The organism is Pelagerythrobacter rhizovicinus (genome assembly GCF_004135625.1).
In the GTDB taxonomy this organism is placed as follows: Bacteria; Pseudomonadota; Alphaproteobacteria; order Sphingomonadales; family Sphingomonadaceae; genus Pelagerythrobacter; species Pelagerythrobacter rhizovicinus.
This window is the reverse complement of the sequence record NZ_SDPV01000002.1, coordinates 612,648-633,432: the sequence shown is the minus strand read 5'-3', so window position 1 is coordinate 633,432 and position 20,785 is coordinate 612,648. Positions and strand designations below refer to the sequence as shown.

18 protein-coding genes are annotated in these 20,785 nt (G+C 67.0%); 6 read left to right on the top strand and 12 right to left on the bottom strand.

The features are described 5' to 3' along the window. Nucleotides 1-25 precede the first annotated feature (25 nt). The gene (locus ETX26_RS10860) at nt 26-1,399 is read right to left on the bottom strand and encodes a YadA-like family protein (RefSeq protein WP_129524700.1); all 1,374 of its coding nucleotides are present in this window, start codon (nt 1,397-1,399) and stop codon (nt 26-28) included. A gap of 220 nt (nt 1,400-1,619) precedes the next feature. Here ETX26_RS10860 and ETX26_RS10855 point away from each other — a divergent pair, with 220 nt between their 5' ends. Then, nucleotides 1,620-4,295, top strand: coding sequence for an ATP-binding protein (locus ETX26_RS10855; protein ID WP_165271755.1), 2,676 nt, complete (start codon nt 1,620-1,622; stop codon nt 4,293-4,295). A 25-nt stretch (nt 4,296-4,320) separates the two neighbouring features. Here the strand turns inward: ETX26_RS10855 and ETX26_RS10850 are convergent, their stop codons facing one another. The 5 genes from ETX26_RS10850 to ETX26_RS10830 all read right to left on the bottom strand — a co-directional run bounded on the left by ETX26_RS10850 (nt 4,321) and on the right by ETX26_RS10830 (nt 11,816). Continuing rightward, on the bottom strand, nt 4,321-5,628 hold the full coding sequence (locus tag ETX26_RS10850) for a PepSY-associated TM helix domain-containing protein (RefSeq protein WP_129525346.1): 1,308 nt from the start codon (nt 5,626-5,628) through the stop codon (nt 4,321-4,323). Beyond that, complete coding sequence (locus ETX26_RS10845) at nt 5,628-6,203, bottom strand: hypothetical protein (protein WP_129524698.1); 576 nt, start codon at nt 6,201-6,203, stop codon at nt 5,628-5,630. The genes ETX26_RS10850 and ETX26_RS10845 overlap by 1 nt, the downstream gene beginning before the upstream one ends. Continuing rightward, nucleotides 6,203-8,392: a TonB-dependent siderophore receptor gene (locus ETX26_RS10840; RefSeq protein WP_129524697.1), complete on the bottom strand. Its 2,190-nt coding sequence runs from the start codon at nt 8,390-8,392 to the stop codon at nt 6,203-6,205. Before ETX26_RS10840 ends, ETX26_RS10845 begins: the two co-directional genes overlap by 1 nt. Nucleotides 8,393-8,589: 197 nt before the next feature. Then, complete coding sequence (locus ETX26_RS10835) at nt 8,590-9,579, bottom strand: DUF6607 family protein (protein ID WP_129524696.1); 990 nt, start codon at nt 9,577-9,579, stop codon at nt 8,590-8,592. A gap of 14 nt (nt 9,580-9,593) precedes the next feature. After that, on the bottom strand, nt 9,594-11,816 hold the full coding sequence (locus ETX26_RS10830; RefSeq protein WP_129524695.1) for a TonB-dependent hemoglobin/transferrin/lactoferrin family receptor: 2,223 nt from the start codon (nt 11,814-11,816) through the stop codon (nt 9,594-9,596). A gap of 325 nt (nt 11,817-12,141) precedes the next feature. Between ETX26_RS10830 and ETX26_RS10825 the strand changes: the two genes are divergently transcribed. Genes ETX26_RS10825 through ETX26_RS10815 form a run of 3 tightly spaced genes read left to right on the top strand, consistent with a single transcriptional unit; the run spans nt 12,142 to nt 13,995 of the window. Continuing rightward, on the top strand, nt 12,142-12,612 hold the full coding sequence (locus ETX26_RS10825) for a hypothetical protein (RefSeq protein WP_129524694.1): 471 nt from the start codon (nt 12,142-12,144) through the stop codon (nt 12,610-12,612). Continuing rightward, nucleotides 12,602-13,015, top strand: coding sequence for a hypothetical protein (locus ETX26_RS10820; protein WP_129524693.1), 414 nt, complete (start codon nt 12,602-12,604; stop codon nt 13,013-13,015). Before ETX26_RS10825 ends, ETX26_RS10820 begins: the two co-directional genes overlap by 11 nt. Before the next feature lie 59 nt (nt 13,016-13,074). Beyond that, complete coding sequence (locus ETX26_RS10815; protein ID WP_129524692.1) at nt 13,075-13,995, top strand: LOG family protein; 921 nt, start codon at nt 13,075-13,077, stop codon at nt 13,993-13,995. On the opposite strand, the gene thiD is transcribed toward ETX26_RS10815, so the two are convergent. The 3 genes from thiD to glmM all read right to left on the bottom strand — a co-directional run bounded on the left by thiD (nt 13,992) and on the right by glmM (nt 16,412). Then, complete coding sequence (thiD, locus tag ETX26_RS10810; RefSeq protein ID WP_129524691.1) at nt 13,992-14,789, bottom strand: bifunctional hydroxymethylpyrimidine kinase/phosphomethylpyrimidine kinase; 798 nt, start codon at nt 14,787-14,789, stop codon at nt 13,992-13,994. The two genes, ETX26_RS10815 and thiD, sit on opposite strands and share 4 nt — an antisense overlap. A gap of 61 nt (nt 14,790-14,850) precedes the next feature. After that, nucleotides 14,851-15,075, bottom strand: a complete 225-nt coding sequence (locus ETX26_RS10805) for a DUF1272 domain-containing protein (protein WP_119514577.1) — start codon at nt 15,073-15,075, stop codon at nt 14,851-14,853. Beyond that, complete coding sequence (glmM, locus tag ETX26_RS10800) at nt 15,075-16,412, bottom strand: phosphoglucosamine mutase (RefSeq protein WP_129524690.1); 1,338 nt, start codon at nt 16,410-16,412, stop codon at nt 15,075-15,077. The genes ETX26_RS10805 and glmM overlap by 1 nt, the downstream gene beginning before the upstream one ends. A gap of 57 nt (nt 16,413-16,469) precedes the next feature. Between glmM and ETX26_RS10795 the strand changes: the two genes are divergently transcribed. Both ETX26_RS10795 and ETX26_RS10790 read left to right on the top strand, forming a co-directional pair. Then, nucleotides 16,470-17,747: a dicarboxylate/amino acid:cation symporter gene (locus ETX26_RS10795; protein ID WP_225425742.1), complete on the top strand. Its 1,278-nt coding sequence runs from the start codon at nt 16,470-16,472 to the stop codon at nt 17,745-17,747. A gap of 79 nt (nt 17,748-17,826) precedes the next feature. Next, nucleotides 17,827-18,438: a superoxide dismutase gene (locus ETX26_RS10790; protein WP_129524689.1), complete on the top strand. Its 612-nt coding sequence runs from the start codon at nt 17,827-17,829 to the stop codon at nt 18,436-18,438. A 54-nt stretch (nt 18,439-18,492) separates the two neighbouring features. On the opposite strand, the gene ETX26_RS10785 is transcribed toward ETX26_RS10790, so the two are convergent. The 3 genes from ETX26_RS10785 to ETX26_RS14325 form a co-directional block, all read right to left on the bottom strand. After that, complete coding sequence (locus ETX26_RS10785; protein ID WP_129524688.1) at nt 18,493-19,668, bottom strand: AI-2E family transporter; 1,176 nt, start codon at nt 19,666-19,668, stop codon at nt 18,493-18,495. Nucleotides 19,669-19,736: 68 nt separating this feature from the next. Continuing rightward, nucleotides 19,737-20,348: a sigma-70 family RNA polymerase sigma factor gene (locus ETX26_RS10780; RefSeq protein ID WP_129524687.1), complete on the bottom strand. Its 612-nt coding sequence runs from the start codon at nt 20,346-20,348 to the stop codon at nt 19,737-19,739. Then, the gene (locus ETX26_RS14325) at nt 20,348-20,524 is read right to left on the bottom strand and encodes a NepR family anti-sigma factor (protein ID WP_165271754.1); all 177 of its coding nucleotides are present in this window, start codon (nt 20,522-20,524) and stop codon (nt 20,348-20,350) included. The genes ETX26_RS10780 and ETX26_RS14325 overlap by 1 nt, the downstream gene beginning before the upstream one ends. Between the last annotated feature and the right edge of the window lie 261 nt (nt 20,525-20,785).

Below are 20,785 nucleotides of genomic sequence, written 5' to 3'. Positions count from 1 at the left end.
GGCAGCGGCGCTGGAGATGCTTCGTCTAGAAGCCGATGGCCACACCTACGCGCCCGCCGTTCGAACCTTTGGCCGTCGAGCCGACGAAACCGCCGGAGACATAGATCCGCGGTGCTACGCGCGCGGCGACCGTTCCGGCGAAGCCCTGTTCGCCGCGATAGGTGGCGAGATTGAAGTTCACCGAAACGTTGCTGTCGGGCACTATCATCGTGCCACCCAGAGCCATGGCCGCGGCGATACCGCCATCGTTCCGGCGGCTGAGCTTCTCCAGCCCCTGTTCGAGCGCAGCGACGTCGCTCTGGAGTGCGTCTACCGTCCCCATGACGCCTCCGATCATCGCTGCATTGGCGGCTACGTCGTCGGAGAGTGCCTCGAACTGTGCCGCGCCGACCAGCGAGGTTGCGCCGAGCGTGCCCGACGCATCTACGGTTACCGCCCGCACCGGACCAGCTTGCGCAGCAGTGGACGCATCGATGTCGCCGACTGCCACCGAGCTGTCCTCTCCGCCCAGCATCACCTGGTTGTCGGCGTTCGTCGCGGCGTTCGTACCTATGGCGGTAGAGCCCGATCCGGATGCGGATGCGCCGAAGCCCAGCGCGGTCGACCTGTCACCGGCAGCCGACGCGCTGCGTCCCAGCGCGGTGGACGTCGCCCCCGCCGCCGATGCGCCCACGCCAAGGGCGGTCGATTCGTTGCCCGCCGCCGATGCGCCGCGTCCGACGGCAGTCGAAAGGGCTCCGTCGGCGGATGCGTTGTCGCCCAGGGCTATCGAGAGGTCGCCGGTGGCGGAGGCGAACGAGCCGAGCGCGATCGCGCCGTTGCCCTCTGCCGAGGAAGCCCGGCCCAGCGCCATCGAACTGTCCCCACTGGCCGACGCAGATACGCCCAGGGCGGTCGAAGCGAAGCCGGAGGATGAGGCGGTGTAGCCGAGCGCAGTGGAGCCGTTCCCGGCGGCGGACGCGGTGCGGCCCAGCGCCGTCGCGAAATCCCCTCCGGCGGAAGCCAGCATGCCCACGCCGGTCGCGGAATCCCCGGCGGCGGATGCCTGCCCCCCCAACGCCAGTGCGTAATCTCCCGTGGCCTCCGCGACATAGCCCAGCGCGACTGCCGTATCTCCGGTGGCGGACGATGCCGTTCCCACTGCCGTGGAAAGGTCGCCGGAGGCGGCCGAACTCGTTCCGATCGCGACCGACGAGATTCCCACCGCGTCCGCGCCCGTCCCGCAGGCCAACCGCGAATCCTGACCTTCGGAATCAGCGCCTCCGTCGGTGTCCGCCGCATCCGCAACATCGTTGTCATTCGTGTCGAACAGGCATTCCGCCGCCCGCGCTTCGCCTTGCGAAAGGCCGCCCGCGCTCGCCAGCAGAGCCGCGACGATCAAAGTTCTCTGCGCATTCATTATTGTTCTCCCGTCATATTTCACCTCGGAGTTCTCGCCCTGGTCATGGAGGATGCGCGCGCGAACAGCTCTTGAAAGCGCGTTCGCTATCCGATGTCGGGGGCGAGAAATCGCCGGGCGGTTTCTTATTCGACCGGCCGCGGGATTAAATCGGTGCGATCACCCATTTTTGCGATTCGTACCTATATTTGGACGGCTAGCCATTGACTGTCGCACGCAAATGACCTGCTCTGTGGAGCAGGTTTCAGGAGACGAGGCCGTGCTGGTCGAACGCGACGAACCCCTGGAGCAGTTACTGGAACTGACCCGGCGCGCCGATGCCGGCCGTGGGGCGGTTGTCCTGATCAGCGGCGAGGCCGGAATTGGCAAGACCGCACTGCTGGAGGCGTTTCGGGATCGGGCCGGCACGCGATACTGTATCGCTTGGGGGAGCTGCGAGGCGCTGTTCACCCCACGTCCGCTCGGCCCGCTGCGCGACATGGCGGTCCGTCTGGGCGAGCGCATCGGGAGCTTGGTGGAGGAGAGTGCCCCACCCGGCCTGATCCTCGATGTGCTGAGGCGCGAGATCGAGGGCCGGCGCGAGGCCGTAGTGCTCGTGTTCGAGGACGTGCACTGGGCGGATCACGCCACGCTGGATCTCTTGAAGTTTCTCGGCCGGCGCGTGGCGACGATGAAGGCATTGATCGTGATGAGCTTTCGCGACGACGAGCTCGAGGCGCGGCACCCTCTGCTGCAGGTCGTTGGCGATTTCCCATCGCCTCACACCTTTCGAGTTCCCCTCGCGGCCCTGTCGAAGCAAGGCGTGGAACAGATCGATGCGGGGCATCTTTTCGATCCCTCCGAACTGCTGACGATCACCGGGGGCAATCCCTTCTTCGTTACTGAGCTGCTCGCCGCGCATCAGGTGGGGGGCGGCGAGCACGTGCCGGAGTCGGTTCGCGATTCGGTCAACGCGAGGCTCAATCGGCTTCCGCCGCAGGAATGCGCATTCCTGGAAGCGGTCAGTGTGATCCCGGGCGCGTTCGACGCGGACCTGGCGAACGAATTGTTCGGACCGGAAGGCGAAATGTTGGCGATGGCCTGTGCGGGGCGCAAGCTCCTGGTGGAGGGGGAGCGCGGGGCGTTGCGCTTCCGGCACGAACTGGCGCGGCTCGCCACGATGGCACGGTTGCCCGCCATGCGGCTACAAACCGCCCATGCGCGGGTGCTCAGGGCGCTGGAAGCATGCGAGAATGCGTCGGTCGACCTGCTTGTCCACCACGCCGCTGGAGCGCTGGACAGCGCACGCGTGCTGGATCTTGCTCCGGAGGCCGCCCGCGCCGCCGCTGCAGCAGGCGCGCATCGCGAAGCCGCGGCGCACCTCGCCACGGCCCTGCGCTTCGTGGACGAGGCGGAGCCGTCGGTCGCTGCCAGATTTTACGAGGATTGGGCTTACGAGACTTTCCTGGCACTCGGAATCGACGAGGAGGTCCTGGAGGCGCGGCGCTATGCCATCACCTTGTGGCGCGCCCTGGGCCGTCCGGAAAAGGTGGGCGACAACCTGCGCTGTCTCGCTTCGCTCCACCACCACAGGGGCGAGACTGCGACTGCCTTTCGGCTGGCGAACGAAGCGGTGCGTGTCCTCGACGAGGCCGGCGCCTCGCGCGAGCGTGCAATGGCTTACAGCTACCTCTCGCAGCTTCACATGTTGAGTGACCGCGCGAAGGAAGCGGTCGAATGGGGGCGGAAGACGCTGCGCCTGTCGGAAGGGCTGGATGACATTGAAGTGCGAATGCACGCGCTCAACAACATCGGCACGGCCAGCGCCTACGATGGTGACGAAAGCGGCGCCAGCCTGCTGCAGGACAGCCTTGCTCTGGCGCTGGAGCACGGCTTTCACGAGCATGCAGCCCGGGCCTATACGAATCTTTCCTGTTACGCGGTCGACTTCCGCGATTTTCGGCTGGCGGACAGGATCATCGGCGAAGGGATCGCTTTCCACACGCAGCACGACCTTGATTCCTATCGGCCGGGGCTGATCGGCGTTCTCGCGCAGCTGCGGCTGGAGCAAGGCCGGCTGCGCGATGCCGAGGCTATCGCCGGAGGGGTTATCAAGCTTGCGTTTCCAACACTGGCCAAGCGGTTGCCGGCCGCATCCGTGCTCGCGCGCGTATACCTGCGGCGCGGTGAGCCGAGAGCGCGCGAGGCGCTGGCGGACGTGTTGTCGCAAGCCATGGCGACCGACGAGATTCAGCATATCGCGCCGGTGCGGCTGGGCCTCGCCGAGTATCACTGGCTGCACGACAGGCCTGACGGCGCGGCTCCCCATCTCGAGGCGCTGGCCGGTCTCGATCCTGCTACGCTCAACCCGTGGGTGGAGGGGGAGCTCCGCGTCTGGGCCCTGCGCACGGGACACGCACTCGAGCGCGACTGCACCCGGGCGTTGCCCGCGCCTTTGGCGGCCGAGCTGTCCGGCGACGGCGCGCGTGCAGCCGCGTTGTGGCTGGAGCTGCAATCGCCCTATGCCGCGGCGCTCTCCCATATCTCGGCCGCCGCCGGCGATCCCGCACACCACCTGGCCTCCGCGCTCAAGCTACTCGCCCCGATGAGTGCGCGCGCCGCGGCAGACAAGGCGCGCAGACTGGCGAAGGAGTTCGGCGTCGAGGCGCGGATGCCCCGGGAACGGCGCGGCCCGTACAGTGCCGCCCGCACGCACCCGCTCGGGTTGACCAGACGCGAGCAGGAAGTGCTCGCGCTGATGATAGAAGGCGCTTCGAACAGCCACATTTCGGAAAGGCTCTGCCGCTCGCGCCGGACGATCGAGCATCACGTCTCGTCGATCCTCGCCAAGCTCAACGCGAAGAGCCGCATCGAGGCCGTGTTGCGCGTGCAGAACGAGCCCTGGATAATGCCCTGACCGGCGTGACGCGATGCGCCTTCCGTCAGGCGGCGGCAAGCTCCGCGCGAGCCTGTTTGCGCGAGGCGGCGAGGATCGACGCTGCGATGTAGAGCGCCAGCCCGACCCAGAAGATCGCGACGAACGGTGCATCGTTGCCGATCGCGAAACGCGCTACCACCGTGGCCGCCAGTGCGACCGGCCCGCCGACGATCACGCCGGTCCAGGCGGCGCGCAGGCGAGGTTCTTCGATCCCGCGACGGCGGCGTTTGCCGAGCCAGATGTAGGTCCCGGTGGCGCAGATCGCGGTCAATGCCGCGCCGAAGATCACGTAGGCGGTCTTGACCCAGAATCCGCCGAAATTGCCGAAGTGAAGCTTGTAGGTGGACGCTGCGGCCTGCTGGCCCAGCGCACCGTCGGAAAGCCCCGCGGTCCCTTCGAAGCGGCCTTCGCTGTCGAATGTGTAGTATTCGCCGAAGATCAGCCGCCGCTGGTGCTCGCCCACCATCTGCACGTGCTGCCCGGCGGTGAGCGGATCGTGCAGCACGGCGTAAGTCAGGCGCACCTCGGGGTGCTCGGCCGTCATGTGACGCATTGCGGCCGCGACGTCGGGCGCGGGTGCGAGGCTGGCGTCGTGTTCGCCCTCCTCGCCGAAGATGGGGCCGTACACGGCCTCGACATCACCGTCATAGGCGCTTTCGGCGAGCCCGTAGGCGGTCACGGTTGCAAGGCCGATCAACGCGCCGGTCAGTGCGATCGCGACCGTGAAGGGCAATGTCCAGACGCTCAGCCGGTTGTGCCAGTCGACCAGTCCGACGCCGCCCTTGTCGCGGGCGCGCAGGCGGAAGGCGTCGCGGAAGATGCGCGGATGCGCGATGACGCCCGAGAGCGCCAGCGCCAGCATCATCACGCCGAGCACGCCGACGATGGTGATGCCCACGAGGCTTGGCAGGTTGAGCGTGTAGTGAAGCTGGACCAGGAAATCGTTCCACGCGATCTCTTCCGGCATGGCGAGATTGCCCTGGGAATCGAGATGGAATGCCTGGTTGTCGGTGGTGACGGTCGCGCGCGGCAGTTCCTCGACCGGGATGTGGAGGTAAAGATGCGTGGTGGTGGGGAGCCCCGCTGCTTCCTCTGCCGCGAGCACCTGCTCGATGCCGCGCTGAGCGGCCTCCGGCGTGATCGCGGCCATTTCCGGTGCGCCGGGCTGCTCGAACCGCTGGAGCTCGACGTAGAATACCGCGATCGTGCCGGTCAGCGATACGAGGTAGAGCAGCGCGCCGGCGATCAGGCCGATGGCTGCGTGCGCCGACAGTGCCCGCTTCACGGTGCCCGGTTCGATGGTTGCGCTCATCATGCGGCTCCCAGGAGGAACGCGGGCAGGGCCGCGCTGGCGGTCACGGCGAGATAGGCGATCTGGCGCTTCCGGCTTGCCGCCATGAGTAGCGCGAAGGCGAGCACCGTCCAGACCACGGGGGTAGCGAACAACGCCAGCACGTTCGCGTCGGCCTCGCCAGCACCCATCGCGGCGGCCAGCCAGCGCACACCCAGTGCGAAGGCGATCGAACTCATCGACGCGGCGACTGCAACGAGCACGAAGGTCAACAGGCGGCTGCCGAGGCGAAGCGGCCCCGGGCCCTCTGGCATCATTCCCGCCCGGCGGTTCGATGCCTTGCTGCGGCCTGCCGGCGAACGCAGCCCCTCCCAGGCGAGGATCGCGCAGGCCGCACCCATCGCCCAGAGCGAGACGACCGACGCGCCCCAGGCCCCGGCGGCCCCCCACCCCATGACCAGAGCTGCGAGGCCGACAGCCCACCCGGCTGCGTTCAGCGGTATCGAGCGGCGCCGCTGCCCCCACGAAATGCGCAGCATTGCCACCGCGAGAACCGCCAGTGCGCCGCCGGCGACGATACTCCCCCCGGTGCCCATCAGAAGCGGTAGCTCACGGTGCCGAACACGTTGCGCTCGCTGCCCATGAAACAGTCGCCGCGGGCGAGGCAGGCGGAGTAGTAGCGCTTGTCGAACAGGTTCGTGGCGTTGATCGCGAAGCTCCACCGATCGAAAGTCACTTCGGCGAAGGCGTCGACCAGGGTAAAGGCGGGCGTCACGATGCCGTCGGGGAAGGCCGGGCCGAACGACCTGTTCTTGCCGACATGGCGCACGCCGCCACCAAGCAGGAGCGAGGTTTCGTCGGACAGCGCGAACCGCTTCGTACTCCACAATGAAGCGTTGAACTTGGGCACGTTGTCGAGCTGCTGGTTTGTCCCGTCGATCTCGGCTTCGTTGTAGCTGAGGTTGGCGATCAGGTTCAGATCGCCGGGCAAAGTGGCGTTACCTTCGAATTCGAAGCCTTTGGAGGTCATCGAGCCGATCTGGATCTGGTCGAACGGGTCGGGCGTGCTGTCGTCGGAGACGGGGCGATTGCTTTCCTTGATGTGGTAGCCGGTCACAGTGACGAGGATGGCGTCGGCCGGGTGGAACTTGACCCCGGCTTCGTATTGGCGGCCCATCTTCGGCACGAATGGGCTGCCGTCGCTGGTGGTGCCCGCGATCGGCTCGAAGCTCTCCGTGTAGCTGAAGAAGGGTGACACTTCGTCGACGATCTCGGCGATCACGCCGGCGCGGAACGTCGTTGCGGCGTCTTTCCGCCGAGGGTCGCTGAAGCTGCGCGAGCTGGTCCAGTCGCGCCGAGCGCCAAGCACGACCGAGACCCGGTCGAAGAAGCGGATCTGATCCTGCAGATAGAGGCCGAGTTGGTCCTGCTTCACGTCCTCCGAAGGGCCGGAGGGCTGCGGCAGGCCGCCGTCAAAGTCGGATAGCGCATCGTAGTCGATATCGTAGATATCGATGTACTCGATGGCCATGCCGCCGGTCTTGCGAACCCGGTTGAAGCTGAAGTCGAGGCCGGCGAGAATCACGTGCTCGACATTCGCGCCGGTGTTGAAGTTGAGCTGGACGTTGTTGTCGGTCGAGAAGATTTCCATCCGCGCGCGGCTGCCGTCGGCATAGAGGCCGATCGTGCGCTGGTCCGGGTCGGCCAAGGGGCAGCCCGTCTCGGGATTGATGATGGTGTTGCCGTCGGCATCGACGGGGGGCCGTCCCGTGGCGGGATCCAGTTGGACGTACGGATTCGCCGGGTTGCAGTAGCTGTTCGGGTAATGCGTCAGATACGTCAGGTCGCTGTCGATGTAGCGCGCCTTGAGGTTGAGCCGGGCGCTCTCTCCGAAACGGTGCTCGAACAGTGCGGTGCCCTGCAGCAGACGCCCATCGTAGCGATCCCAGCCGGGCTTGCCGATGAACAGGTCGTTCGGAAGCCGCCCGTTGGGATTGGGCAGGATCGTGCCGACCAGCGGGAGGAACTGCGAGGTCGAGCCGCCGTCGTCCTCCTGATAGAGCCCGATCAGCGTAAGGTCGGTGTCGGGTGAGGGCTGGAAGGTCAGCGAGGGCGAGATGAGCACCCGGTCGTCGGGCACGAAGTCGGTCTGCGTGCCCGCGTCGCGCACCCGGGCGACCAGGCGGCCGGCGAGGTTGTCGGTCAGCGGTCCGGTCAGATCGGCAAGCGCCTCCTTGCGGTCGTGGGAGCCGTAGCGGACAGAAACCTCGCCGCCGGTCGTGAACTCGGGCCGCTTGGAAACGAGATTCATGATCCCGCCCAGCGCGCCCTGGCCGAACAGGACGGAAGCGGGGCCGCGCACCAGCTCGACCTGGTCGAAGTTGTACGGATCGGCGCGGATGGTCGCGTAGTAGCTGAACACGTCGCGCATGCCGTCGCGGAACTGCAGGGCGTTGATTCCGCGCACGAAAGCGCCGTCGACGCGGCTGTCCGGCCCGTAGGGGTTGGCGGTGACGCCCGAGACATAGTTGAGCGTGTCGCTGACCGAGACGGCGCCCTGCGCCAGGTAGAGCTCGTCGTCGATGATCGTGATCGGCTGCGGGGTCTCGATGATCGGGGTGTCGGTCTTGGTCGCGGTGCTGCTTTCCTGCCGCGCGCCGGTGACGACGATCTGGCGCTGCTCGTCCGCGGCGTAGGCCGCCTCCGCCGCGGAATCGTCGGCCGCGAGAGTGGGCACCGGCGCCAGAGCGGTCGCGCAGAGAATGGAGAGCCGGAAAAGTCGCATGAATACCCCTTGAACCTGGATCTGGCGCACCGGCTAATGCGAATCACTCGCACTTGCAAGTGAGATGTTAGATTTTCTTGTCGTACACGCTGCCGCGGCCAGCCTGTTGCCGGCCGCTCGTTACCGAATACGCGAAAAGGGCGGCGCAGAACGCCGCCCCCCGGTTTCGCCCCCTCCCGCCGGTGACTGCGGACCGGTTAAAGCGTGTGGGTATGCGTTTCGATCAGGCCGGTGGCCTCGGCAATGGCGTCGCGTGCGGTGACGGTGCCGTCCTGAATCTCGTTCGCGAGTTCGAGCAGGCGGCCGCTGATGACAGTTCCGGTGTTTGCCTCTTCCTCGACGGCAATTCCGCCCTTCGTGGCCGCGACGTCGTCCCATTTGGCCCGCACCGCTGCCCAGTAGTCCTCGGTTGCCGCCCAGTATGCGTCGGCCGCCGCGACGTCATAGTCGCCGAACTTGGTATAGGTATTGAGCACGTATTCCTGCACCACCGGCTGCAGGCCGTCGGCGGCTCCTTCGGCGGACATCATCTTGGTGTTGTCCTGCCAGTGGATCCACCCGGTGGGCGTGAGCTGGTGGCGATTGATCGCGGCGTAGCGGTCGTAGATCGGGTCCCGAACGGCATCGCGCCGGGCGAGGGGGCGCCAGGTCCAGTTGGAGCGCCAGCGGCGGATGCCGTGGGTGGTCTCCCATTCGCCCCAGCCGGCGTAGCGCGGGCTGTCGTCGACCTGATAGACCGTCTGCGACCAGCGGCCGTTACGCATGCGCTCGGGCACGTCGGTCCACTCCCACCGGCCGGGGCCGGTGTAGGCGAGGATCTTCGCCGGCTCGTACTCCCAGTCCTGCCGCCAGTGCTTGATGACGAACGTCTCCCCGTCGTGCTCGGCGACGAGCAGGTGCTGGAGGACGATCTTGGTGCCCGTGTCCTCGATCACCCGGACCGATTCATGCCCGCCGGAGATCTTGCGCTCGAGCGGCTGATAGCTTTCCATCCACGGCGTCGATTCCTGCATGTCGAAGCGCACCTTGTAGTCGCCCGCCATGGCGAGGATCGTCGCACGGTCCCGCTCGAACATCGCGGTCTCCACCGCCTCGCCGCGGTCCGCGATCGGGCCGTCGGCAAGCGCCGGTGTGGCGGCAAGCGCCATGGCGAGCAGCGCGGAGCCGATGAAAGTGCTGGTTCTCATGTTGGTTCTCCCCTTCAGAAACGGACGCTGAGCGAGACGCTCGCGTTGCGGCCGGGCCGCGTGTAGGCATCGATGGCGGGCGCACCGGCTTCGAGGCCACGCACGTCCGACCAGTAGGCGTAGGTCTCGTCGGTCAGGTTGAAGACGCCCGCGCGCAGTTTGATCGCGTCGGTCAGCGCGACGAAGGCGGTTGCATCGAGAACGGTGAAGGCCCTGGACCGGTAGCACTGGGTGGAGCAGACGCCTTCCGCGTCATCGCGCGACTTGCGAGCATGGTGCGTCGCGATCAACTCCGCGCCGAAGCGGCCCACCGGCTCACGGTAGCCGAGCCCCGCGACCAAATTGAGCGGGTCGACCGTATCGAGCGGGCGCCGCGCCTCTCCCGGCGAGAGAATATCGCCGTCGGCGTAGGCGATCGCGAACCGGCCGTAGACGCCGCTGTCCATGGTGTATGTGGCTTTGGCCTCGAGCCCCTCGATCTCGACCCGGTCGTAATTGACGAACTGGTAGATCGCCGGATCGGCCGGCGTGAACGATCCGCTCACCACCTGCTGGCTGATGAAGTCGTCGTAATCCGCATGGAAGGCGGCCACCGAAAGTGAGACCGCGTCGCCGGTGAAGCGGATGCCCGCTTCCCAACTCTCGCTGCGCTCGGGCCCGAGATCCGGGTTGGGCGCGGAAATGTAGCCGTGGGCGATATTGCCGAAGAAGTTGTTCACCTGGCTGGGCGTGGGCGCGCGGAAACCCTGCGCATAGTTGCCGAACAGCAGCACGCCCTCGGCCAGTCGCGCGGTCACGCCGAGCTTGGGCGAAAGGCGGCTATCCTTCTGCCCGGCCGCCTGGAAGCCGGGCAGCAGTGGATCGTCGGTCGGGTCGAGTTCGTAGAAATCGAAGCGCAGCGCCGGGAAGATCGTCAGCGCGCCATCGAACAGCGCAATCTCGTCGGCGAGGAACACGCCGCCCAGTGTGAAGTCAGTGACCGGGAAGGCGCGGGTCGGAAACACTTCGCCGGCGGGCGGCACGGTGCCGTCGCGCAAGCCCTCCTGCCGGGTGAAGCTGACGTCGCCGCCGAAAGCGAGCGTATGGGTGATGGGGCCGGTCGCCAAGGTGCTGCGCGCTTCGGCGGCGGCGCCGTAAACACGGTTCTCGAAAGTGTTGCGCCGATCGCGATCGGGCGCCGGTGTGCGGAGCTCGCGGGTGAACTGCACGTCCTCGCCATCCTGGAAGTAGACGGCGGCGTGAGCGTAGTCGATCGCGCCCGCGCCTTCGCCGGTGAAGGTCCAGTCAAGCGAAACGCGGGCGCGGTCGGTTGTGTCGTGTGCGGTGAGGCTATCGACGTTCCACACCGGCGAGGGGCCGAAGAGGTAAGCCGGACCTTCGCCCGAGAGGATGTCGCTGGACAGCTCGCTCTCCAGATACTCTCCGGTCAGCCGCACCCGATGCGCGCCGCTTTCCCACACGAGCTTGCCTAGCAGCGCGTTGGAGTGGCCGTCCTGCGGATTGGGAAGTGTGCGGTCCTCACCGATGCCGCCGACGGTGCCCTGATTGTCGAGCTCCTCGAAGTCGCGGCGGGTGTAGGCCACCAGCGCCGACCACTCGCCGGTGCGGCCCGCCACCGCGGCGGTTTCGGCAAACTCGTCGTCCGCGCTCGAGTATGACGCGCGCACGAAGCCGCCAACCGACTTGCCCGCGCCGATCAGATCCGCCGGGTCGCTGGTGGTGAAGCTGACTGCACCGGCGAGCCCGTCGCTGCCGTAGAGCGCCGAGGCCGGACCGCGCAGGATCTCGACCGACTTGACCAGCGAAACGTCGGTATAGCCGCCGCGGCCGGCTTCCTGCGCGCCGAAGGTGAAGCCTTGCGGGCTGCGGATGCCGTCGACCTGAATCAGCACGCGGTTGCCGCCGATCCCGCGGATCACGAAGTCCTCGTTGCGCGCGCGGCCCGTGGTGCCCAGCGCCGCGCCGAAGCGGGCCGGGGCGCGGCGGACCGAGACGCCGGGCTCGTAGCGGACGAGATCCTTGACGTCGGTCGCCATGGTGTCGGCGATCTCCTCGTCGGTGATGACCGTCACGGTCGCCGGGACGTCTTCGATCGAGACCGGGGTGCGGGTCGCGGTGACCACGATGTGCGGATCGCGTTCGGCGCTTGCGGCCTCGCCTGCAGCGTCGCCGGCCGCGTGCGCAACGCCCGCTCCGAACACCGCCAGAGCAGCGCCTGCCGATGCGCGCAACCACATGCTGCACCGTGCCGAGATACGCGGCCTGCCCCTCATACCATTACTCATCTGAGCCCCTGTCCGGTCCATTATTGATAATGAGTCGCACTAGAGTCAGTGTGGTCACACGTCAAGCGTGATCGCTGCTGGTGCAGAGACGACCGTAGCATCGGCGGATCGATCAGTAAAAAAGACATATTTTACAGATGCATGACGGAGGCCATTTGAGTCGTCCCCGCGGACGGATGTGCCACGCCCGTTCGGCTTGTCAGCGCTTCTGCACAAAAGATCCTTGCCAATATCACGCTAATGAGAATAATTAGCAATTAGGAGCAAGGAGAGCGATATGGCGGAAGGCAGGGACATTTTCGCGCAGGGCGTCGTCGTAAGGCTCTTTCGCGCCTGGTCGGCCCAGGTCGAAGCCGGTCATGCGCCTATGACGCGCCTGCAGGAGATCGTCGCACCGCTCGGCCTGCCCGACGAGACGGCGATCGCCTGTGCGAGCCTGTTCCAGCTGGTCGAAGGGCACCTGGGGCGCCGGCTGGTCCGCGAATCCTGTTGCAGCCGGCGGCTGTCGCCCGACGAAAGCGCGCTGCTCGGCGTGCTTCGTGTGGCACCGTCACTCTCCGCTGTCGCCGGTACGGCGGCGGTCCCTCATGGGCTGCCCGGCGCGATCGTCTGGGCAGTGATCGCCGTGCGCCAGGCGCTCGGGATGGCCCAGCCCGATGACGGCGCGGGCGGCTCAGCGCCCGGGCCGGTTCCCGCCTGCCCGTTCGCGCCGCGCACTCATCGGGCGGAGGCGTTCCATGGGTTTTGATCTCGCCGCCCTGACCAGCACGCCCGATCTGCGCGACGTCTCGCCGATCCATGCACGGCTCGTCGGCGCGATGCGCTACACCCATGTCGCGCGCCGCGCAGAAACCTATTCGCACGCCGACCTTGCCCGCTGGCTGGGCACTCCCTGCGCGGTGCAGAGCTTTCACGTCTTCCTCGATGAGGCGGGCCGGGCCTGGCCCGATCCGATTGCGCTCAACCCGCCGTGTCAGCCGCTTTTCAGCTATGACGAGATGCTGCTCGTCGATCTCGCCACCGCCGCCGCGCGCAACGATCGCGAGACGTTCGACGACTTCGTGCGCGACATGGTCGGCATCGGCGGCCGCAATGCGGTCTGGAGCGCTGCGCGCCGGCTGATGCGTTATCTCACCGTAGTCGTCGGCTGAGGGCTCGCCGCCGCGCATCACGCTTGCCCGGCGGGGGCGGCGCGCCTAGGGCGCTGGCAATGGCAGACGAAGAAACGAAGAAGAGCGAACGCGATCTCGCCGATCGCAAGTTCTACCCCGCCGACCAGGAAGCCGCTTTCTCCGACCGGGCATCGCCCGACACGCCGCAGACGCGCCACCCGGCCTATCGCCTGGCGTTCCGCGATACGGACTTCCTGCTGCGCGACGAGCTCCGGCCGGTTCGCTTTCAGCTCGAGTTGCTGAAGCCGGAAATGCTGCTCGACGAAGCCGGGGTGGGCTCGACGCTGGTCATGTACGGCTCGGCACGAATTCCGCCGCCCGAGTCGGTTGCCGAAGCGCTGGAGGGAGCGAAGAGCCTCCCCGAGCCGGAGCGCCGCGTGGTCGAGAACCTCGCCAAGAAGGCCAAGTACTACGGTGAGGCCTACAAGCTGGCGAAGCTGGTCTCCGAGAAGTCGATCATCGAGGACGGCAAGCGCCAGTTCGTGATCTGCTCGGGCGGGGGCCCGTCGATCATGGAGGCGGCCAACAAGGGCGCGAGCGACGCGGGCGCCGAATCGCTCGGCCTCAATATAGTCCTGCCGCACGAGCAGGCGCCCAATCCCTATGTCACGCCCTATCTCTCGTTCCAGTTCCACTACTTCGCGCTGCGCAAGATGCACTTCCTGCTGCGGGCGAAAGCGGTGGCGGTGTTCCCGGGCGGGTTCGGCACGTTCGACGAGTTCTTCGAGCTGCTCACGCTGGTCCAGACGGGCAAGATGAAGCCGATGCCGATCCTGCTGTTCGGCAAGGACTTCTGGAACCGCGTGGTCGATTTCGAGGCGCTGGCGGACGAAGGCACGATCAACCACAAGGATCTCGAGCTGTTCCGCTGGTGCGAAACGGCCGAGGAAGCGTGGGAGAAGATCGCCGGGTTTTACCAGCTCGACGACTATGCCCCTCCGGGGAGCGAGCCGGTCTAGCTTCCTCCGCGCACCGCCTGGTGGCCGAGCGGGCCGCTGCCCGCGCCGAAGCCCGGCGCCTTGTGCAGCGCCTCGATGACGAACCGCCGTGCGAGGCGAATGGCGTGATCGAGCGGTTGCCCGTGGCCGAGCAGCGTTGCGATCGCCGAAGCGAGCGTGCAGCCGGTGCCGTGCGTATGGCGGGTTTCGATGCGCGCATCGTCGAACGACGCGAAATCGCCGCTGGTGTAGACGAGGCGGTCGACCACCCGCTCGCCGTTCGCATGGCCGCCCTTGGCGAGCACCGCACAGCCGTGTTCCGCAGCGAGGTGGTGCGCGGCAGCCGCGATCTCGTCCGGCGTATCGCACGACATACCGGTGAGGGCGGTGAGTTCGGGCAGGTTCGGAGTTGCCAGAGTTGCGCGCTTCATGAGCGCGGCGAAAGCGGCGATCGTCTCCTCGCTCGCGAGCACTGCGCCGCTGGTCGAGACCATTACAGGGTCGAACACCACGTGCCCGTCGAACCCGGCGAGCCGCTCGGCGACGGCATGAGCGATCTCGGGCGAGCCGAGCATGCCGATCTTGATCGCGTCCGCGCCGATGTCGGACAGGCAGCTATCGATCTGCTTCTCGACGAACGCCACCGGGAGCAATTCCACGCCCTGCACGCCGGTCGTGTTCTGCGCCGTGATCGCGGTGATCGCGGTCATGGCGTAGCCGCCGAGCATGGCGATCGTTTTTATGTCGGCCTGGATGCCGGCGCCGCCCGAGCTGTCGGACCCGGCGATGGCGAGAATGCGCGGAGGTGTGGTCATGCGCCACGCCTTGCCCCCGGTGCGGCGCGAAGTCGAGGTGCGAACGGGCCTAGGTACCCGGCTAGCCCTTGAACTTGCGCTCGGCGCTCGGCGGGTATTTCGCGTGGAGCGCCTTCGCGCGGGTCGGGCGGTCCATCAGTTCGCCGCCGCAGTTCGGGCACACGTCGTCGAGCGCCTCGGCGCACGGGGCGCAGAAGGTGCACTCGAAGCTGCAGATGAATGCGCCTGGCGCTTCGGCCGGCAGATCGGCGCCGCAGCGTTCGCAGTCGGGGCGCATCTCGAGCATCAGGCGGCTTCCTGCACGGCGGCGCAGATGCGGTCGACCACGCGTTCGACCTGCTGCCCGTCGTCGCCTTCGGCCATGACGCGGATCAGCGGCTCGGTGCCCGAGGCGCGGATCACGAGACGCCCCTTGCCCGAAAGCTCCGCTTCCGCCGCGGCGATGCAGGCCTTCACCTGCTCCGCCTCCAGCGGGGCGCCGCCGTTGTAGCGCACGTTCTTGAGGAGTTGGGGCACCGGATCGAACACGTGCAACAGCTCGCTCGCGCGCTTGCCCGATCGGACGAGCCCGGCGAGCACTCGCAGTGCCGCCAGGGTGCCGTCACCGGTGGTCGCGTGGTCGAGCAGGATCATGTGCCCCGACTGCTCGCCGCCTACGTTGAACCCGCCCGACTGCATCCGCGCGAGCACGTGGCGGTCGCCGACCTTGGTTCGCTCGAGCGACAGGCCCTTGCCCGCGAGATAGCGCTCGAGCCCCAGATTCGACATGACCGTCGCGACGACTCCGCCGCCGCGCAGAGCGCCCTTTTCCGCCATGCGCGTGGCGATCTGTGCCATGATCTGGTCGCCGTCGACCGTGCGGCCTTTCTCGTCGACGACGATCAGGCGGTCGGCGTCGCCGTCCAGCGCGATGCCGACGTCGGCCCCTTCGCGCACGACGGCTTCGCAGATCGCGTCGAGCGAAGTGGAGCCGACCCCGTCGTTGATGTTGGTGCCGTTGGGCGTATCGCCGAGCGTGATCACTTCGGCGCCCAGCTCCCAGATTGCCGAGGGCGCGACCTGGTAGGCCGCGCCGTTCGCGCAGTCGACCACGACCTTGAGCCCGTCGAAGCGGGTCTCGTTCGACACCGATTGCTTGACCGCGTGGATGTAGCGTCCGCGAGCGTCTTCGATCCGTCGGGCGCGGCCGATCATTGCCGCGTCGGCGAGCGGCGGTTCACATTCGAGCAGAGCCTCGATCGCCAGCTCGTCCTCGTCGGAGAGCTTAAAGCCGTCGGGGCCGAACAGCTTGATGCCGTTGTCCTCGAACTTGTTGTGGCTGGCCGAGATCATCACCCCGAGATCCGCGCGCATCTCACGCGTGAGCAGTGCGATCGCGGGCGTCGGCAACGGCCCGGTCGTCACTACGTCCATGCCCACGCTGGTGAAGCCGGCAACCAGCGCGCTTTCCATCATGTAGCCGGAGAGGCGGGTGTCCTTGCCGATCACAACCCGGTGGCGATGGTCGCCGCGCAGGAAGTGGCGGCCCGCCGCCTGGCCCACGCGCATCGCGGTGGCGGCGGTCATGACGCCTTCGTTGGTGCGGCCGCGGATGCCGTCGGTGCCGAAAAACTTGCGTACCATGTTCGAAATCTATCCCGATGCGATTTGCCACGCAGTTCTGGCGCGGTTAGGCGACGAATGGAAGGGACCCGCAACCGGATGGCCGTCGAAAAGGCAGAAGCGAACGAACTCCTGGCGATCCGCCTGCCGGTCTGGTGGACCTTCGGCGGGCTCGTCGCAGGTCTGCTGGCGGGGCTGGTTCTTGCCGGCACCGATGCGCTTGCGCCGGTGCTCGCGGTAACGGAGCCGGCCGGCACTCTGTGGCTGCGCGCGTTGCAGATGACGATCATTCCGCTCGTCGCGGCGTTGCTGGTGATCGGCATCGCGCAGATGGTCCGCGCGGCTCGCGCTGGTGCCGCCGCGCGGCGGATGCTTGGCTGGGTCTTCGCGGTGCTTGTCTTCTCCGGCCTGGTCGCGGCCGTCTTCATGCCCCTGCTGCTGAGCGTCTTTCCGATCCCCGCGGCCGCCGGCACGCTTCTGGAGACCGGCGGCATCGCGCCGCAGGAAGTGCCGGGTCTCGGCGAGTTCGTCACTTCGCTGATCGCGCCCAACGTGATCGCCGCGGCGGCGGAAACGACGATGCTGCCGCTGACGATCTTCTTCGCGCTGTTCGCGGTGGCGGTGGCGCGCCTGCCGGATGAGCAGCGCACCACTCTGCTCGGCGTCTTTCGCGCGCTGGCCAATGCCATGCTGACGATCATCGGTTGGGTGCTGTGGATCGCACCGGCCGGCGTGTTCGCGCTCGCGCTCGGCGTCGCGGCGCGCGCGGGCGGAGGGGCCTTCACCACGCTGGTGCATTATATCCTCGCCGTCTCAGCGATGGGCGGCGTGGTCCTGATCGCAGGCTACGTCCTCGCCTGGCTCGCGGGCGGGATTGGACCGCTGCGCTTCGCCAAGGCGATGATTCCGGCGCAGGCGGTCGCGGTCTCGACCCAGAGCTCGCTGGCGAGCCTGCCCGCCATGCTCGCGAGCGCGCGGCGGCTGTCGCTCCGCGAGAGCACCGCCGATTTCGTGCTGCCGCTGGCGGTCGCGATCTTCCGCGCGACGAGCCCGGCGATGAACATGGCGGTCGCGATCTACGTCGCCACCCTTGCCGGAGTGGAGCTGACGCCGGCGGTCCTCGCCGCAGGAATCGCGGTGGCGCTGGTGATCAGCGTCGGTTCGGTCAGCCTGCCGGGATCGATCAGCTTCGTGGTCTCGATCGGCCCGATTGCGCTGGCGATGGGCGTGCCGGTCGAGCCGCTGGCACTGCTGGTGGCAGTCGAGATGCTGCCCGATCTCATGCGCACTCTCGCCAACGTCACGATGGATGTGGCAGTGACCGCTGCGACCGATCACACGGAGGAGTCGGACTGAAACATGCAACGCATCGGCCGTCCGGGCGTTGGTCCGGCGAGCCGGGAACCCTTCACCACTGAACCAGAGGAGCCAACCCATGGCATTCAAACTGATCGACCTGCCTTATCCGAGCGACGGCCTCGCACCTGCGGTTTCGGCCGAGACGCTGTCGTATCACCACGGCAAGCATCACCAGGCCTATCTCGACAAGACCAATGCCGCAGTCGCCGGCACCGACCTCGAGGGGCAGCCGCTCGAGGCGGTCGTCGCCTCGGCGCGCGGCAGCAACCAGGGGCTGTTCAACAACGCCGCGCAGAGCTGGAACCACGGGTTCTACTGGCACTCGATGGCGCCCGACGGGGGCGAACCTTCGTCCGAGCTGGCGCAGATGATCGATGCTGCCTTCGGTTCGCTGGACGATCTCAAGACCAAGCTGGCCGAGCGCGGCGCGGGCCACTTCGCGAGCGGCTGGGTCTGGCTGGCGGAGAAGGGCGGCAAGCTCTCGATCGAGGAAACCCACGACGGCGACACGCTGGCCGATCTCGATTTCAACCCGCTGCTGACGGTCGACGTGTGGGAGCACGCCTACTATCTCGACCACCAGAACCGGCGCCCCGATTACCTCGACAAGGTGATCAACGAGAAGCTGAACTGGAAGTTCGCGTCGGAGAACCTGGCGCGCGGCGAGACCTGGAAATATCCGGCTTGATTCGCCGCTAACTAACGATGAGGGGCCCGCTCCGCATGCCGGAGCGGGCCTTTTCTATACTGCCTCTTCCTCGTGTCCCATTTCCATGAGGTTGGTCGCGAACAGTGGCTCGCCGAAGATGAACCCGACCAGGTTGGGGCGTCCGACATGGTCGAAGAAGGCGGTCAGCATCAGCAGGATCGGCACGGAGAGCAGCGCACCGAACACCCCCCAGATCCAGGAGAAATAGCTGAGCGCGATGAGAATCATCACCGGGTTCATGGTGAAGCGCGCGCCGAGGATCGATGGGGTGACGATGTTCGATTCCACGGTGTGCAAGCCCAGATACGCTGCGGCCGGCACGATACCGATCCACACGGTTTCCGCCGTGCCGATGCCGAACAGCGCGAGCAGCGCGGTCATTGCCAGCGGCCCGATATAGGGCAGGAAGTTGAGGATCGCGGCCAGCCCGCCCCACATGACCGGGGCCTCCACGCCCAATGCCCACGCGCCCAGGGCAACGATGACGCCGACGCCCGCGTTGATCCACGCGACGGTGAGAATGTAGGCGGCGACCCGGTCCTGCACCTCGCGCAGTACGCGCGCGGCCTTGATGCTCGTGCCGAAGCTGGCGCGGTCGAATAGCAGGTGGCGGCGCAGCCGCACGCGCGCCTCGATCATAAAGAAGGTCATGAGGAAGGTCAGCAGCACTTCCAGCACGACGCTCGGCGTCGCGAATGCGAGCTGCTCGATGACCGAAGGACTCGCCAGTACGACCTCGCGCGCGCCCGAACGACCCATGAGTGCCGCGAGCCGCTCGTTCGCAAGTCCGATCCAGGCGAACTGGTCGCGCAGTTGCGAGAAATGGGCGCCGACCTGGTCGGCCATGCGCGGCAGCGAATCGAACAGTGCGATCGCCGGCTGCAGGATCAGTGCGAGCGCCAGCAGAAGCACGCCGAAGAATATCGCCAGCGCGACCAGCGAGGCGAGCACGTTGGGCAACCCCCAACCGGCCAGCTTATCGGCCAGCGGGGAGAGGATGATCGTGAGCACCAGCGCCGTCACCAGCGGGAGGAACACCACCGAGCCGATCGACAGAACAAAGGGCAGGGCCAGGAACAGGCCGAGGCCGATCAGCAGCACGAGCGCGGAGATCAGCCGCAGTTCCTGCTCGGCAAAGGCCGCGCGCCGCGGACGCCGGGCGGACGGCACGTCGCTGCCAGCGTGAATGTCGGGTGGCGCCTCGGTCATGTGCGGCTGTCGGATCCCGTCTCTACCTGCGGCGGAGCTTGCCGCTGCGGGGCTGCGCAATCAAGCGCTCACCGCGTCGGCGAAGTCTCGCCGCGGCCGGCGGCGACGTCGTCGAGTTCCTCGAGAATCGCGCGATGGGCCGCATCGTCGTCCACCGAGCGCTGCGGGATCGAACCGTCCTCGAGCATGGCGTTGAGCGCGGCGCGGGCGCGCCCCACCCTGCTCTTGATTGTCCCCACGGCGCAGCCGCAGATCGTCGCGGCCTCTTCGTAGGAGAACCCGCCGGCGCCGACGAGCAGCAGCGCTTCGCGCCGTTCCGGCGGCAGGGTCAGCAGCGCGCGGTGCATGTCGGACAGATGGATCGGCTCTTCCTGTCCGGCCGGCTGGGTCAGCAGCCGTTCGGCGACGTTCTCGTCGTAGTCGCCGCGAAAGCGGTTGCGCCGCATGTCCGTGAGGTAGGCATTGCGCAGGATGACGAAGGTCCATGCGCGCATGCTGGTACCGGGTTCGAACCGCTCCTGCGCGGCCCAGGCTTTCAGCAGCGTTTCCTGAACCAGATCATCGGCCATGTCGGGCCGCCCGCAGAGGCCGCGCGCGAAGGCGCGCAGATGCGGCACCACCTCGGTCAATTCACGTTTGAAATCGGCCTTCTGCGAGGCCGTTCGCTCGGTACGCGCCATCAGGATTTGTCATCCAGCTTGGCCAGAAGATCCTTGAAACTGTCCGGAAGGGGCTCGTCGACGACCGAATCGTAAAGCTGCCGCAATCCCTGCGTCCAGCCCGGGTTCTCACCGTCCTTCGATTTTCCGTCGCCCCCCCGGGCTGCCCCCGCGCCTCGATCCCTCTCAGTGTGCATGTAGGTTAACAAATCCTTAGATAAAATCGTGCAACGCGCCTAACTCTTAGGCGACGCCGCCGGCATTTTCCAGTTATGGTCCTCTGGGGAACGAAGCCGGCTTTCCATGGTTCCCGCAAGCAATGGGGTCCACGAGGTCATCGGATCGGGGGTAGCGGCGCGGATTGATGCGAATTCAAGGACCCCGAAGAACCAGGCGTCGCCGTTGGCTGGTCGATTACCCTCGCGCGGCTCCGGTTGGAATATTCCTCCTCATCGCTG